This is a genomic window from Cupriavidus sp. MPR-AND1C, assembly GCF_058809705.1.
This window is the reverse complement of the sequence record NZ_JBXASU010000085.1, coordinates 15,095-30,937: the sequence shown is the minus strand read 5'-3', so window position 1 is coordinate 30,937 and position 15,843 is coordinate 15,095. Positions and strand designations below refer to the sequence as shown.

General features: G+C 59.8%; 13 protein-coding genes, 1 tRNA gene and 1 pseudogene. 8 read left to right on the top strand and 7 right to left on the bottom strand.

Features of this window, described 5'->3' with window-relative positions:
* The 8 genes from AC1RWI_RS30660 to AC1RWI_RS30625 form a co-directional block, all read left to right on the top strand.
* The coding region (locus AC1RWI_RS30660; RefSeq protein ID WP_492870190.1) for a sensor histidine kinase at positions 1-1,519 on the top strand (1,519 nt) is incomplete at its 5' end.
* Positions 1,516-1,833: a DUF4212 domain-containing protein gene (locus tag AC1RWI_RS30655; RefSeq protein WP_492870189.1), complete on the top strand. Its 318-nt coding sequence runs from the start codon at positions 1,516-1,518 to the stop codon at positions 1,831-1,833. The genes AC1RWI_RS30660 and AC1RWI_RS30655, both read left to right, overlap by 4 nt.
* 264 nt (positions 1,834-2,097) lie before the next feature.
* Positions 2,098-3,798 carry an MFS transporter gene (locus tag AC1RWI_RS30650; protein ID WP_492870188.1) on the top strand — a complete coding sequence of 567 codons (1,701 nt, stop codon included), beginning with the start codon at positions 2,098-2,100 and terminating at the stop codon, positions 3,796-3,798.
* A gap of 205 nt (positions 3,799-4,003) precedes the next feature.
* A tRNA-Met gene (locus AC1RWI_RS30645) sits at positions 4,004-4,080 on the top strand.
* A 145-nt stretch (positions 4,081-4,225) separates the two neighbouring features.
* Positions 4,226-6,097, top strand: a complete 1,872-nt coding sequence (locus AC1RWI_RS30640) for a hypothetical protein (RefSeq protein ID WP_492870187.1) — start codon at positions 4,226-4,228, stop codon at positions 6,095-6,097.
* A 390-nt stretch (positions 6,098-6,487) separates the two neighbouring features.
* Entirely contained in the window at positions 6,488-6,901 is a 414-nt protein-coding gene (locus AC1RWI_RS30635; protein WP_492870186.1) for a hypothetical protein, read from the top strand.
* Positions 6,902-7,115: 214 nt separating this feature from the next.
* Positions 7,116-7,262: a hypothetical protein gene (locus tag AC1RWI_RS30630; RefSeq protein ID WP_492870185.1), complete on the top strand. Its 147-nt coding sequence runs from the start codon at positions 7,116-7,118 to the stop codon at positions 7,260-7,262.
* Positions 7,263-7,326: 64 nt separating this feature from the next.
* Positions 7,327-7,737, top strand: a complete 411-nt coding sequence (locus AC1RWI_RS30625) for a hypothetical protein (protein ID WP_492870184.1) — start codon at positions 7,327-7,329, stop codon at positions 7,735-7,737.
* A 626-nt stretch (positions 7,738-8,363) separates the two neighbouring features.
* Here the strand turns inward: AC1RWI_RS30625 and AC1RWI_RS30620 are convergent.
* The 7 genes and pseudogenes from AC1RWI_RS30620 to AC1RWI_RS30590 all read right to left on the bottom strand — a co-directional run bounded on the left by AC1RWI_RS30620 (position 8,364) and on the right by AC1RWI_RS30590 (position 15,452).
* Entirely contained in the window at positions 8,364-8,648 is a 285-nt protein-coding gene (locus AC1RWI_RS30620; protein ID WP_492870183.1) for a hypothetical protein, read from the bottom strand.
* Positions 8,649-8,687: 39 nt separating this feature from the next.
* Complete coding sequence (locus tag AC1RWI_RS30615; RefSeq protein ID WP_492870182.1) at positions 8,688-9,242, bottom strand: hypothetical protein; 555 nt, start codon at positions 9,240-9,242, stop codon at positions 8,688-8,690.
* 478 nt (positions 9,243-9,720) lie between these two features.
* A complete protein-coding gene (locus tag AC1RWI_RS30610; RefSeq protein ID WP_492870191.1) occupies positions 9,721-10,161 on the bottom strand; it encodes a BRCT domain-containing protein in 441 nt (146 codons plus the stop codon).
* Positions 10,162-10,221: 60 nt separating this feature from the next.
* Entirely contained in the window at positions 10,222-10,758 is a 537-nt protein-coding gene (locus tag AC1RWI_RS30605; RefSeq protein ID WP_492870181.1) for a hypothetical protein, read from the bottom strand.
* A gap of 706 nt (positions 10,759-11,464) precedes the next feature.
* Positions 11,465-12,004 (bottom strand): annotated as a pseudogene (locus tag AC1RWI_RS30600) (HD domain-containing protein); the annotation flags it as partial.
* A 2,405-nt stretch (positions 12,005-14,409) separates the two neighbouring features.
* Entirely contained in the window at positions 14,410-15,204 is a 795-nt protein-coding gene (locus tag AC1RWI_RS30595) for a hypothetical protein (protein WP_492870180.1), read from the bottom strand.
* Positions 15,201-15,452, bottom strand: coding sequence for a helix-turn-helix transcriptional regulator (locus AC1RWI_RS30590; RefSeq protein ID WP_492870179.1), 252 nt, complete (start codon positions 15,450-15,452; stop codon positions 15,201-15,203). The genes AC1RWI_RS30595 and AC1RWI_RS30590 overlap by 4 nt, the downstream gene beginning before the upstream one ends.
* Between the last annotated feature and the right edge of the window lie 391 nt (positions 15,453-15,843).

Genomic DNA, 15,843 nt, shown 5'->3' with positions numbered 1-15,843 from the left:
CGCACGGCCCGCGCGCGCGCCCTCCCCGCCCGATGAGATCGTCAGCGACGAAACGCTGGCCGAGGCCCTGCCGCACCTTGAAGACAGCGCGGGCCATCCATCGCCGCGCTCGCTGTTCGGCGAAATCCTGGACTGGATGCTGGCGCCGCTGCTGCTGCTGTGGCCAATGAGCATTGCCGTGACCTACCTGGTGGCGAAATCCATTGCCAACGGGCCCTTCGACCGCTCGCTGGAGGCCAGCGCCATCGTGCTGTCGCAGCAGGTGCGCGAGGTCAACGGGCGCGTCACGCTGCAGTTGCCCCTGTCCGCGCGCGAAATCCTGCGGGCCGATGAAACCGACAACATCTACTACCAGGTGGTGGGCACGCACGGCGAGTTCGTCGCCGGGGACAACGACATGCCGCTGCCCGGCGAGGACGATCGCGGCCACGCCGGGCTGGTCTCGCTGCGCGACGACCGCATCGCGGGCAACGACGTGCGCGTGGCCTACACCTACGTCGATCTGAAGCAGGCGGGCGACGCGCAGCCGGTGCTGGTGCAGGTTGGCGAGACGCTCGACAAGCGCGCTCGGCTGGCCAATGAAATCATCAAGGGCGTGATCCTGCCGCAGTTCGTGATCCTGCCGCTGGCGGTGGTGCTGGTGTGGTTCGGCCTCACGCGCGGGCTGGCCCCGCTGACTTCGATCCAGCAGCGCATCCGCGCACGCAACCCCGGCGACACCAGCCCCATCGACGAGCGCGCCGCGCCGCAGGAAATCACGCCGCTGGTGGCCTCGTTCAACGACCTGCTGGCGCGGCTCGACGTGTCCGTGCAGACGCAGAAACGCTTTATCGCCGATGCCGCCCACCAGATGAAGACGCCGCTGGCCGGGCTGCGCATGCAGGCGGAACTGGCGCAGCGCGAGCAATCGCCCGAGGAGCTGCGCAAGTCGCTGGCGCAGATCGCCGGCAGCTCGGAGCGCGCGGCCCACCTGGTGACGCAGTTGCTGTCGCTGGCGCGCATGGAGAACCTGGCCGGCGCCGGCAGCATGGCGCCGCTGGACCTGGCCGCGCTCGCGCGCGAGGTGGTCAAGGACTGGCTGCCGCAGGCGTGGGCGCGCCGCATCGACCTCGGCGTGGATGCCGACGACCATCCGGTGATGGTGCAAGGCAATCGGTTGATGCTCACCGAGATGCTCAACAACCTGATCGACAACGCCATCCGCTACACGCCGGCCGATGGCCACGCCACCGTGCGCGTCAGCGCGGATGCCTTCGAGCCCTTCGCGTATCTCGAGGTGGAAGACACCGGCTGCGGCATCCCGGTGGCCGAGCGCGAGCGCGTGATGGAACGGTTCTACCGCGTGCTCGGCACCAAGACCCAGGGCAGCGGCCTGGGCCTGGCCATCGTGCGCGAGATCGTGCAGCAGCACGGCGGCGATGTCACCATTCTCGACCACGTCTACCAGACGGAGCCGCGCCTGGCCGGCGCGTGCTTTCGCATCACGCTGCGCCGGCCATCCCTACTGGAGCCTGCATGACCAACCCCGACCAGGCGCGCGGCGGGCGCGACCAGGCCGATCAGTCCGAGCGCCGCGCGTGGCATCGCAACCTGCGCTGGATTGCCGTGCTGCTATCGATCTGGTTCGTTGTCACCTTCGTGGTCGCCTGGTATGCCCGCGAGTTGCGCTTCGATTTCTTCGGCTGGCCCTTCTCGTTCTGGGTCGGTGCGCAGGGCGCGCTGATCGTCTACGTCCTGATGGCGGCAATCTATGCCTGGCGCATGAACCGCGATGAAGACGATGACGCCCGCGAGCTGCCCGCGCCCGCCCGCCAGCACGACGATGCTGCATAGCAAGAATCCCGGCGCCGCCACGCATCACAGGCTGACACAGGCCCGCCTGACGCCCTTCGCAGCGCGGCGCAGCACCGCCGGGCCTGCTTTTCGCCTAGCGTATACCCCGAGCGTTTAGTGGCGAACCCGGCCGAAATTGTCAGAACGCAGTAAGGTTCGCCTCCCACAATCCATTGCAACTTCGGAGGTTGTCGCGCGTCCGCCAGAGAGCGAGAGCGTGCCGGCCGCCAGCCCGAAAGATTCCGATCACAAACGGAGGAGACGATGGCCAACGCACAAAACGTGGCGATACCCGGGGGCAACGCCCAGAACTCGGCAATGACCGCCGAAGAGAGGAAGGTGATCTTTGCCTCCTCGCTCGGGACGGTGTTCGAGTGGTACGACTTTTATCTTTACGGTTCGCTGGCGGCCATCATCGCCAAGCAGTTCTTCTCCGGCCTCGATCCAACCGCCGCCTTCATTTTCGCCCTGCTGGCATTTGCCGCCGGCTTCATCGTGCGGCCGTTCGGCGCGCTGGTGTTCGGCCGCCTGGGCGACATGATCGGGCGCAAGTACACCTTCCTGGTGACCATCCTGATCATGGGGGCCTCGACCTTCATCGTGGGCCTGCTGCCGGGATTCGCCAGCATCGGCTGGGCCGCCCCGATCATCCTGATCGGGCTGCGCATGCTGCAGGGCCTGGCGCTCGGCGGCGAGTACGGCGGCGCCGCCACCTACGTGGCCGAGCACGCGCCGCACGGCAAGCGCGGTGCCTATACCGCCTGGATCCAGACCACCGCCACGCTCGGCCTGTTCCTGTCGCTGATCGTGATCCTGGTGTGCCGCAACATGACGGGCACCAACTTTGAAGTCTGGGGCTGGCGCATTCCGTTCCTGGTCTCGATCCTGCTGCTGGGCGTGTCGGTCTACATCCGCCTGTCGATGAGCGAATCGCCCGCCTTCCAGAAGATGAAGGCCGAAGGCAAGACCTCCAAGGCCCCGCTGACCGAAGCGTTCGGCCAATGGCGCAACCTGAAGATCGTGATCCTGGCGCTGATCGGCCTGACCGCCGGCCAGGCCGTGGTCTGGTACACCGGCCAGTTCTACTCGCTGTTCTTCCTGACCCAGGTGCTCAAGGTCGACGCCACCACCGCCAACCTGCTGATCGCGGGCGCCCTGGTGGTCGGCACGCCCTTCTTCATCTTCTTTGGCTCGCTGTCGGACAAGGTCGGGCGCAAGTGGATCATCATGGCCGGCTGCGCGCTGGCGATGCTGACCTACTTCCCGCTGTTCAAGGCCCTGACCCACTACGCCAACCCGGCCCTGGAGCGCGCGCAGCAAAGCGCCCAGATCGTGGTGACCGCGGATCCGAAGCAATGCTCCTTCCAGGGCAGCCCGATCGCCCGCGAAATCGATTTCCGCAGCTCCTGCGACATCGTCAAGCGGACCCTGGCACAAGCTTCGGCCAGCTATGAAGTGGTGGAAGCTCCGGCCGGCACCGTGGCCTCGGTGAAGATCGGCGACAAGGAGATCGCTTCGTTCAACGCCTCGCTGGTACCGGCGGGCCACAGCTTCGACGATGCGAGCAAGAAGCAGATCGCTGCGTTCAAGAAGCAGGTGGGCGAGTCGATGGCCTCGGCCGGCTACCCGACCAAGGCGGACCCCGCGCAGATGAACACCATCATGGTGCTGGTGGTCCTCGTCATCCTGGTGATCTACGTGACCATGGTGTACGGCCCGATCGCGGCCATGCTGGTGGAGATGTTCCCGACCCGGATCCGCTACACGTCCATGTCGCTGCCGTATCACATCGGCAATGGCTGGTTCGGCGGCCTGCTGCCCACCATCTCCTTCGCGCTGGTGGCGCAGAACGGCAACATCTACTACGGCCTCTGGTACCCGATCATCATCGCGGGCGTCACCCTGGTTCTCGGCTCGCTGTTCATCCGCGAAACCAAGGACGTGGATATCTACGCCAACGACTGAAGGCGCGTGAGCCGGCCCGTGGTCCAGGGCAACAGTCTCATGCACGACTGATCCGGTAGTCAGTCGCTCCACCGGCGGGCCGCAAGGTCCGCCGTTTTTTTTTGCAGGCTGCAGGGTGCATGCCGTGCCATTCGACGCCCTCAAAACTTTTTGAAGAAGTGGTGTTGACAGCCTCAAAATGCCATGTATAATCTCGGTCTTGTTCGGCGAATTAGCTCAGTTGGTTAGAGCGACGGAATCATAATCCGCAGGTCCGGGGTTCGAGTCCCTGATTCGCCACCATATTCAAAAGCCCGCTTCGGCGGGCTTTTTCTTTGTCCTTGATTCGTAAGGGTTCCGCCTGGATTCAAGGACTTAGGAAGATTGGCCGATATGCCCACTGGTACAAACGACTGGTACAAAGGGCTCTCGCGAGTCCTTCACTACGATGGACGATACCTTGGCCAAGCTTCCCTACGTCTGCCAACCCGCCGGCACGACGGTTCCACACTTCCGCGTCATCATCCCCAAACATCTGCGCCCCTTTGCCGCGGGCCTCACGGCATTCAAGCGCAGCCTCGGGGACGACAAGACCAAACGCCAGGAGAAATACCTCGCTCACCTGACAGAATGGCGTGAGCTACTGGGAAAGCTCGAGGACGCAGCCGAAAAATGCCCCTTGCTGCACACGCCCCGCCCACCTCTGCGCACTCTGAAGTTATTGACCGAGGCCGACCGTGCCGCACTCGATGAGTTCGCCTCTGCCTGGCAAACGCGAGCGTTGCAGTGGCATGACGAGAATGGCCCAAACATGACGGATGCTGAGTTGGACGAGGCCGAGGAGGATTTAAGGGCTCGCCTTACTCCCCTTGAGCAAAGCCTCCGCCGAATGGCGCCTCCGCCAGAGTGGGCAGCCGAAGTGGCCGAGCATCTCGAAGAGGTCCTACGCATTCGACTCGACGACGAGTGCATTGAAAAGCACGCCTTTTTGATGAGGTTACTCACGGAAGAACTGGCGGCCGTTAGAGCTACGCTCGCCCGCTTTGGTGGCACATACGTTCCTACCCCCGAGTTGCCCGATGTGCGCAACAAGGAAGACGCAGCCAAGCCGGACAAAGAACGCACGTCCGCGAAGACGGTCGACTCCGGCGGACACACCCTGCAGGCGTGTCTTGACAACTGGCTGCAAACTTCGGGGAAAAAATCCAAGACAAACAAAGAGTTCACAGGAATCTTCCACAACTTCGGCGAGTACGTAGGTGGACTTGGAACTCCACTGAAGGACATAACAGTCCGCCAAATCGAGGGCAGGCGCCACATCATCCAGTGGCTGGAGCAGACGGCCCGCACCGAGAACATATCGCAAAAGACGCTGAAGAAGCGCCATGCTGCGGTGAGCGCAATTCTCGGAAGCGCCGCCAGTCGAGGCGATATTGAACTCAACCCCGCGCTCGGTATCAAGCTATCGAACCTCGCACTGAAAGGCACCGCCGCGGCCGACGCTGGACTGGCCAAGGACAAAACGCACCCATTTGCAGCAGAGGACATATCTGCCTACTTTTCCAAGGCGCGCTATTGGCTCACTGATGACCGTCTTGCAAGGCCCGTAAGTTATTGGTTTCCGCTGCTGCTCTTTGCGTTGGGAATGCGACCGGAGGAAGTGGCAACACTGATGCGGGACGATATTCGCGTGGATGCCGCCGGCCGATATTGGATTCACGTCTATCACCCCAATCTGAGCCCGAATGGCTTACGCCGACGGCCAAAGCACAATGTCAGCTTCAGGCATTTGCCTATACCGAGGGAGCTGATGGAACTCGGCTTCGCCGACTATATCGAAACGGTACCCATGGGTGAATGGCTTATCCCTTGCCAAGCCACCGCACCTGCCGCCGACGCCGAATCGGAGGAAGACCGCGCGCGATACACGCTCAAGCATCTTGGAACATACCTCCGGAATATCGTAGGCATAGACGACCCCAAGAAGGTTACCTACAGCCTCAGACATTCGCTGAAAGATGAATTGCGCCGTCGCAATGTCGTCCAACAAGTCTCTGACGCCATTACTGGACACGCTGGACCGGTCCAGAATGCGGGTGCGGACTACTATGGGAGCATATGGTACCCAGAGGAGCCGCTTCTTGCAGCATTTGACGCGCTCCAGCACCTGAAGCTCCTTCCGACAGGCTTTCCGACCTGGGCCGAATTCCGGGACACTTTGCCGACAACCACCTCGACACGGAAACCTGGGCGGCCACGACGAGCTCAGAAGAACGCTGCTCCACGCGCCACGCAAGAGGTTGCAAACGAAGCGAAATAATGCTCAGAAAGGACAAGCGCGCCGTCCAGAATGGTAGGCGCGCTTGGCAAATTACACCTCCGGCTATTCCTCTATGAGGCGCGAATCGTCTCTTTGAAAGCCAAGACTTTCAAGTGCCGAACAATGGTGCTGTAGCTACCCCGCCCAAGCTCAAGCCTCACGTTGGTCGGCCCGACACGACGCCGCCGTTTTTTCAACGCGACGCACGCGCGCACCACGTCCGCTGCTGTTACCCATCCTCTCTCCATAAATGACCTCCCGAATTCGCCCGGCCGCCATGGCCAGACTCATTACGTGTAGTCACCAAGAATTGGTGTAACCGAAACTCCGTGCGTTCCTGCGCGCAATGCGCCATCCTTTTGTCACCAACACACCGACAAAGGAGCACGCATGAAAGCAACGCCTTTCGACACGGCATCGGCTATTCGCACCACACTGCATCTGTCCCCGGCGGTCTGCGCCGCCGCCATGGTCTCCGCGCAAGCATCCGGACTTGGCCTGACTGAATGGCTTGACCACATCGTGGCAGCCGCAGTACAAGACACCGAGTTGCAAGACGCACCGCCCCTCGCGCTCCCAACTGCGGACCTCTTTTGCCGTGTAGCCAATAACTCGCCCGAGTTGTTGCATGGCCGATGGGGCCTGCTGTACGAGCGCGTTTGCCTCGAACGGGACCTTTGGAATTTCCCGAGGCAAACTATCGGAGAGATTGAAGACGGCGAGCCCCCTATTGAACCGTATCTCAGCGCCGCACGCCTGCGGAAAGCCTGGCCGCGCTTGGTGGCGGCCACGTTTTGCTGTTGACATAGGGCAAGCGTGTCGGATTGGGGCGACTCGGAGGCATCTGTGGCGGCAGACCCTCCTACTGGCTACCGACTGCCCCCTCCCAGCGCACCTGTTTCGCGGTCGATAACCAGGGAGCAGCAGATATGAAGAACGACGTTGAATACAAACACCTGCTTGCAAAGGTACGTCACGGCCGCGACGGTGGCTACGGCGCGCTCTCGACTGGCGAAAATTGGCAGCAGCCCTTGTGCTCAACCGCTTTGACTGGCTGCAAGCCGCGGGCTACACCATTGCGCAAGCGTTAGAGCGCGTGGGCACCACGTGGGTGTCGATGCTGCGTCAAGCCGAGCGCGATACTGGGGACGAAGCTGCCGAGTAGTGCCAGCGCCCAAATTCATAGCCGGTTGACACCAACCTTATCGCTTCCACCTGAGAGGTCCAGGATGTTGAGTTTCGATGTTGAACGCGCGCTGGCGGAATTGACATCAATCATGCTTCAGCAGCCCTTGCCCGGCCTGAGGCTGCGCGACATCGACGCCGAAGCGGGGCATGCTGTGGTCACAGGGGCCGGCATCGGCCCGAACACAACACTGTGCGAGGCTGAGAAGAAGTTGCATGACCTGGCACTGCACCTCAGCTCGGCAGCTGAGGCCTCACTTCGTAAGTTCGACGCACTCTGCGCCCCCTCGCCAGCCTCCGCCGCCTTTGACCGCACTACTCCTGGGGCTAAAGTGGCGCCCCAAGTCTGGCGTGAGGCGTTAGTCGAGTTTCACATAGCGGCAAGGCGCGCGCGGACGGCATGGGACATGTACTACAGCGTTTGCTCGATAGTTCAAGCCCTCGGCGCCAGATAGGCGCCCTGCCTGCCGCGTTACCGTGTTACCTTGTTGCCCCTCTCTGCATACAAAGGGAGGGAAAGACGTATTCAGCCCCGAGTTGGCGCAAGCGCGCCGCCATGCGGTGAGCGAAGTCCAGCCGTCGGTACGCAGTGAACAGAGCACTCACGTCATCGAAATACGTCTTTGTTGGCACCCAAGCTTCTGGGTGCCCCCACAGCACCGCCCGGTCCGGGCTCTAGTCGCGCCGGCTTAGCGCCTCCAGGCGCTCGTAGTGCTCCTTGCCAGCAACTTCTAACTCCCCCGCCAACTTCTCGATAATCGCCAGAGCTTCGCCCAATGGCGTCGATGGCAACAAAGCCGCTCTGGCTGCAATATATGCCGCGGCTGCGTCGTCAGTTGCTCTGTAATCAAGCCGGCTTCCCACATAGTCCTAAGGGGGCCATTCAACGATGCCCATCGTAGGTGTCATGGCGTCCAAAATGACTTGGCGAGCTTGTATTGCGTTCAGTGTAATGTTCATGATGTTTCCGTACTTCCCTACAGAGCCGCTGGGTAGGTCCCGCGTCGTTATCAGTTGCGGCTGCTGTTACCACTGGCGGTAGTCCGAAGTTGCGGTGAACCGCTTCGCTTGGAGAGGCATCCTAGACGAGCCGGTACAGCAGCCGGTCGATAGCCCTATGCTTCGGTGAGCCCCGAGTCAGGCGCCCGAGTCTCTCATCGGATGCAGTCCACGCCTGCGTCCTCCGCGCAAAGACTTCGCGCACAACCTCCTTGTGGCCATCCAGTACACGCAGCATGCCGCGGCGCTCGCGGCCAGCCCAGAACCAACTGATTTCAAGGTGCAGCCCTTTGTCGGCAAGGCACTTCTCCAATGCCTGGACACTGAGGCCGGCTGGAAGCAAGGTGTTGTCGGTATTGTTGTTCATTCTGTGCTCGCAGAAGGGGCCCCGGGGCCCCTTCTGCTATCAGGCTTCTTCGGACTCAGCATCAGCTTCCGCGCACAGCTCAGCATGCAGCTCGCGCAGCTCGGCGTCGGCCGGCAGTGCGTCCCAGCGGAAGGCGATTCCCTCAGAGTAACTGCGGAACACTAGGCGAGCGTGCTCGATGAATTTGCCGACATCGCGCATCTCGCCAGCCTTGCTGCAGTCCCATTCGCCAGGCCACCCACTGGCCTCCTCCGAGATGGTAATGCGGAGAAAGCGAATGACCTCATAGGAATCGTCATACACCCGCTCGTCATCCAGGTTCTCCAGCTCATCGGACTCGTCGGTTACGCCAGAGAACATGTAAGCCGCAGGGTCTCGTTCGCCGTCGAAGAAGTAGCAGGCATCCTCGTGTTTTTCCCAAATCTCGCGTGGAACATCCAGGTTGCCGCACGCGTGAGCAGCACGCAGGGCCTGGACGTCATCTGCTGACAAGTCCGTTACCGTGTAGTCGTCGAGGCGAAGATTGCCCCTGTCGTCAAAACTAAACAGCGAGTCGTCGTCGACTGGGAAGGTGTGTGTAAGTGGAGTAGCCATTTCAGTTGCTCGGGGAGAGTTAAGTTCTGGCAGCAGCGATTTGCTTACTGTTAAACCGTATAGGCACTGCCTCCAGATTGCCTCCAGCCTAAAGCGCTAAAACTGAAACTTTAAGGTTTCCCGCAAGCCAAACCTTGGGAAAATACTTACAAAATAGATTACAGAATGGGGGAAGGTGGCCCAACCGACTCATAAGATGAGTTAGTTTCCCGCTCGCCGTGAGCCGATTCGCCGCCTGCTTCCAGCTAAAGCTTGTATCGCTCGCTTCTGGCCGAAGCGCTCATCAAATTCATCTTGTCACGCTCACACTGTCGGCACGAACCTGCTGACGTCGTTTTGAACACCATCCTTAGTGCACTCTAACACCAGCATTCCGTCTACCACCATTCGAACGCATGAGCGTCACCTCATCCGCGCCGGGTTGCGGAAGCGGAGCGGTGGCCATCAGCCGTGGGCGATACAACTGGTGGACCCAGTGCTATTTATCGCAAAGTTTCCGACCCTGGAACCTGCTGTCCCGGTGATGCAAGCCTACGGCGGCGTCCAACCATACACGGACGGACTGCCAGCACACGCTCCTCGCTAAGCGCTGGTTGAGCCGAGGGACTTGAGAGCCCCCAAGGGCGTAGTTAGCCGCTCTGGGCGGCGGCTTCACATGTCTTGTTGAAAAGGCCCGCACGTCGGCGGGCGAGTTCTTGGCGAGCTTCGAGCCGGCGGCTTCGCCCGCGACCAGAGCGGAGGTCTTCTTGCTGACCGAAACGGACGGCTTGCCACCGGGTTTCTCGACCAAGGCCTTGGCCTGTTCGCGCAAGAGCGAGGACGAGGTGCCAGTCACCACGGCCGTTTTGCCGGTGAGCGGGCGTTCAGCCTCTCTACTTCGCGGGTCGGAGGGCCAGAAGCACCGGGTTCGCTGTCTCATCAACGAGCTGTACGCGAAGCTCACCGGGATTTGTATGCGGACAAGCTAACAGGTTGTGCGTCAGTCCGCGTTGACAACCTGCGGCCTTCCCCATTTGATGAGCTTATCTTCCGGCCATGTATTAACCCATTCCAGTGCAGCAGACTGGCCGGCCAGGTACTGCTGGACAAGGTCAAAACGATTCTTCGTCAATGCCTCAATTTCTGGCGTGGCCGGCAAGAAATAGAGAAACATCTTCCAGTCTGGCTTGACGAATTCTGCAACCCAGCGGGAGGGTACGAAGAAGACGTCAGGCTGCGTGGTCATGTCACCTTTGAAGTCCAGTAGCGCGTAGACGAAGGACTCAGCGTGCTTGCCAATCACCGCGCCACCAACATACCACTCGTAGCCTAGGCGGCCGTAACGCTTCTTCTTCGCGCTATTTGCTGTCTTGACTTGAATCGCCATGGTGCGGCGCCCATCGCTTGATGACGCCAGCGCGTCGACACTGGGAGCATTACCGAGCGTCAAACTCACGTTGATATGCCTCGCGGCTAGAGCATAAGAGAGGTAAAACTGCCCGGCTGCACCGATAAACTGCGACTTTGCTTGTGCCAACTTGATACTTGCCCTGAAGAAAATCCCATTCTAATACGCGCAACGAGTCGAGGGTGCCGCGAGGCACGGGCCGGTAATCAAACGAGTTGGCTGCCAATTTGCCGAAATAAGGGTGGCTAGTGTTGCCGTCCGTCGCATCGAAGGGCGGTCGTAGCATCAATCCCTGATTGCCGAGCCGTCTATCGCATTGTCGTCGACGCATTGATATGACTTTCGCGATTGCGCAGGTCACGCCTATAGTAGTGAACCCAGGCTCCCCTCCTAAACCAGGCACCCCCACCCCCATGCGTCCAAGAATTGCAACGTGTAATTGCATGGTATGAGATGCCACGAGTACGGCTACGGGTCAGACGTCAAAGTCTACGCGCTTCGCGACCGGCACACCTGAGTTCGTCGTCAGCCATTCAATGAGGCTCTGGACGTCGAGGAACGTGGTCAGTTGGCCAGGGAGGGACGCGACACTCGGAGCGGGTCCCCCGAAGCCTTCCGCCAGCCGTTTCGCAAGCATTGGCAGGTCGTCCTTCCGCACCGTGTAAATCGTCGAGACATCGCTGCTGAACGCGGACTGGGCTTCCTCGCTATGGTCATAGAGTTCGACCTCGATGCCTCCGGTGTCCATCATCCGCACGAAGCCACACATGCCGTGCAACCGGCCCGGCATGCGCAGCCACTCCCCCTCGCCAGTCTTGGGCCGGGATGAAGACGGTTCATGAGGACGGGCAGCGTAGGCTTGCTCGAATGCACACAGCATGGCCTCGCTCACCCGCGGAAGACCGTCGACTACGCGTTTGGCCCAGTCGAAATATTCCTGGCGCCGTGATGGCGGCCAATCCGTTGGCGGAAAGCTGGCTATGTCGCGCAAGTTGCAGGTCTTGTCCGCGAGCTTCACCAGCGCGGCGCCTTTGCTCATGTGTCGCGCATGTTCGACCTGGAGTTCCTTGCGACGCTGTTTGGGCAGCGACTTGTCGTCGGTGACCTCAAGCACGAAGTTGGTGACCTCATCGCCGAAGCGTCCGCGCAACTCGGCTGCGGTGGTCATCGTGTCCTCGATGGTGTCGTGTAGGATGGCCGCCTGCAGTACAGCCAATTCCTCAACACCACCAGTGGTCGCAAGCAGGTGCGCAAGTGCAATGGGGTGATTGACGTACGGAGAGGCCTCCGCATCCTTGCGACGCTGGTTCTTGTGGCGCTCCGCTGCAAACATCACGGCATCCAGAAGCGCCGCGCTGACTGATTTGTCGTTCATTCCGCCCCCTGCTCGTGGCAGTATTTTCTGCTATTTGTTGCGCAGTACATGACTACATGACCCAGGCGCCGTCTTCGCCCGCCCACTCCGAGCCTTACCTTACTGCATTGGGCTAACCTAGCCAACCGAGCACACTTATTTCTATTTAGCTTACCTAACATGCATATCATAACAAATATGTCTAAAGCATGCCCTGGTGGCGCACATATATATACATGTCACACGTCGGCTGCGCAGAAGCCACCCGACGCAGGGCCATCCAGTTCCAGGCGCTGCACCGTACCGTTAGAGAGCTGATGGGCAACTTCTTGTATTGCCGGGCGTTACATAAGCGTCCAGCGCCGGCTGGCTGTTCGGAAGCTGACAAACTTATCTGGGATAAATCTATCCTCTCTGCGTGTCAGAAATGCGACCCCGAGCGGCTTGAAGCACAGACAGCAGTTGTAAACAAGCAGTATGAACTGCTACCAGAGATACATGTGCGCAGGGATACGTGGGCCAAGAACACTGCCGACTACCGTGAATTCGAAGATGAGAACTGCTGAGAAGGCCGAACTCAACGGGGGACTACCCGAGTTAGACTGCCCGCAAGCGCGGCGGAACAGCGCGGTGGCATGTCATTCCAGCGTCCTACGGAAAAATTCACTTTCGCCTCATTATGGCAAAAAAAATATCAAATTAAATTCAAGAAGCTAAAACAAATATAAATTGCTTGCACTATATTGATGGTACTCAGGACCGTCGGCCACCCCTGCTAGGGGAAAACCAGCAACGTGAGCCGCCGCATAGGCGGTTTAGAAAATGCAGAACCGCTGGCAACATCCCCCACGGGGCGAGCCGGCAACGGTAGCCGCCGCATAGGCGGCTTAGAAAGGGCAGGACCGCTGGAAACCTCCGAAAGGGGAAAACCGGCAACGTGAGCCGCCGCATATGCGGCTTCGAAAGGGCAGGACCGCAGGCAACCTCCGAAAGGGGAAAGCCGGCAACGTGAGCCGCCGCATAGGTGGCTTTGTTTTACCCAACCCCCGCTCTCTGCGGGCGTTGGTCCCCTCCTAACCAGACTCGCGAAGTCATACCACTCCCAAGGCCTCTATTCGAACGTCGCTAATCGCGCCGATATGGTGGTCTGACCAGAGCATGGGGCAATCAAGCGCGGGTAGCCTACACGATATCCTCGGGCGCGCCTCTCACCGGCTATCGATGCCTACGCCCTGCCGCCCAACGACGCACATCGTTTGACCAGGAGCGACATGTCGCTGTGCAAGCGCGCGACGAACGAATGGGCGTGCCGAGCGAGGATTGCGGCCTCCTCCGCGGTTGCGCGACTTTCTCGGGGCTGCCGGAAAGCGGCGGAGCTTCTCTTCCCGACCGGATAGTTGATGTTTTTGACGCCTGGCATTAGTTCCGCGCCGCACGGGTATATTGACCAAGGGATGGCTTCGCCGTAAAAGCGCGAGGGAGGAATAGAGCCTACGGGATGGGAGTGTGCACTCCCCGTGCTCTACAACGCCTCAGAGCCCTTCGAAAGAATGGCCGCTACCTTTGCCACCCCGACGGGCGTACGGGGGCTTGGCGCTCGGAACAAAGTGCAGGAACTGAGGATAGGCTTATGCTCTTGCCCATAGCTCTTGCAGCGAGGGCGTCATCGAAGCACTCTTGCGCACGCGCTTCGCGTGCCTGTACACGCTCCTAGCCCTCAACCTTGGCTATAAGCAGTTTAACTGCATCGAGCGATGCTTATGCCTTCCGGTCACGGCCACGCCCACTCTCGCTGTGGACTTCCCCCTCAACTGGGAGGTTGCGGACTCCCTGGAGCGTGCAGGACGCGATATGCGGCCGGAGTGCGACCCCCAGCCTAGGCGCTCAATAAACTACATTTCTTGGGTCGAGGTGTTGGCGCAGCCCTTCAGTTGACCATCTTGCCGAGCTTTTGGCTTCCCAGGCTCTCTCGGCAATAACCGCCTTCCTGTTTTTCAGTATGCCAGAGCTGCGTGGGGTGAGGCACCGACCAGGGGCCGAGGGGCGGCACGAGCCCCTATCATCAAGAGTTTGATTTTCGAAGGACCCTAACCGTAAAACCGTGCGTACTCACTTCTAATTCGGTATAACTCAAAGTCCTACGTATATGTGAACTTAATCGGCGCAGCTGCGGCTAGCAGCAAGAACGCGATGAGGCGCTAATGAGCAGTGCGCGAAAAGCGCGCGGCGAATAGAACTGAACGGCAAAACCCCAAGCCTGGCGCGCCGTCCAAGGCGAGAAAGTGGGCTCGGCTCACTTTCTGTGCTAATCAAACTTGGATTTACTTCAAAAATAGGTGAGACAAGCCCACCTATTTTTGAGAAAGTGGGCTCTTTTCACTTTTCCTAATCGCAAGAAAATCCACCTTTCGGTGGATTTTAGCGTTTCAAAGCCGGATGGCTCGTTTTATTTTTACCCGACCACGAGCAACGTCACACTCCTTCAACGCGCCAACCTTCATCATTTTATCGAGCGCGAGCCGAGTGTCGCGTCCGAACTCCTTTACTTCCCGACCCCATATCGCGGCTAGGTCAGCCAACTGGTAGTCAGCCTGTTTCGTGGACGCGAACAAGTCAAACAGTGCGGTCTGTAGCCCATCGCTCAGCCTGTTGCGCATCTCGGTCCACAAGTAAGTCGGACGCGAGCGCTCGGCAAAAGCCTGTGCAGCACGGCGGTCCATGGATACCGTAAAATTTCGCTTATCCCATTCAACCCGGTTCACGAAGCCAAACACGCAACCGCGGTCGGCTGAATAGTTGCGCAGGATGAACGTACCGGCACGCAGGTCCGCGAGCACTTCGCGCAATCCTTCAACGTTTGCCGTACATGCGTCGCGGCCAATACTACCCAAGAATGCCTTCGCGTGAAAGCTAAGCGTGAAATCGCCAATCTTTCCCTCGGCTAGCTTCAGCAACCCGAGTATCACTCTCTTGTGGAGTTGACCTAGTTGGGGACCCTTATAGTGCACGCTACCGTCGCTACAAACATCGATACTGTCAAAGCGGGCTACCGGGAACGTCCTGTCGACCATCCCGCGGGTAGCACCGAGAGCAAACACAGCACTCCGCAGCAAGGCAGGAATCATCGCACTGTATCCGTCGCGAGTCTCCGGGTAGAAGCGGTGCGCTACCCCTTCTTCAAACTGAGCTTCAGCGAGGGAAATTTTTCGTTTGGACTTCATGCTATCTCACTCTGCGATTTCATAGAGTCAGGTTCGCCTAGACCTGGAGCATTGGCGTCCGAGTAAATTGCAACGACGTGTTCTGCAAGCCAAGCTTCCACATCGACCTCCCTCCAACGCAAAAGCCGCGTTCCCGGAATATGCAATCGCGGCGGCACGGCCATCGGATTACGCCGCATGTCTTTTTTAATCGTTTCAGGGCTGCGACCAAGAAGTGCCGCCAGCTCGTAAAGGTCGAGGATTTTCATAGATATGTTCCAAAAAACTTGCTTTCAGGAACACGTGTGACGGAAGGCGCCGGCACGTGCCACTACGCGCAATACGTAGGTGAACGTGTAGAACCACTTTTTTATCCGTTTGACTAATGAATAGAAATTCTGGCGGAATCCCCACACTGAAGCCTTAGACTACCGCCGGACTCCACCCCGATTGGTCAGTCACTCACAGCGATGCATGCATTGGCACATCCACCGTCAACTCGGGAACCACGCCGTCTGGCCTGAACCACGTCGACTAATCCCATACATCTCGACAGAGGCCCGGCTGATGACTTCCTGGCGCGACCGAGGGCGTTGCCGTCCTCGCTCACCGACCGCTCACGTGCGGCGTTACCGGCGCACTCACCGAACGGCTCTTGGC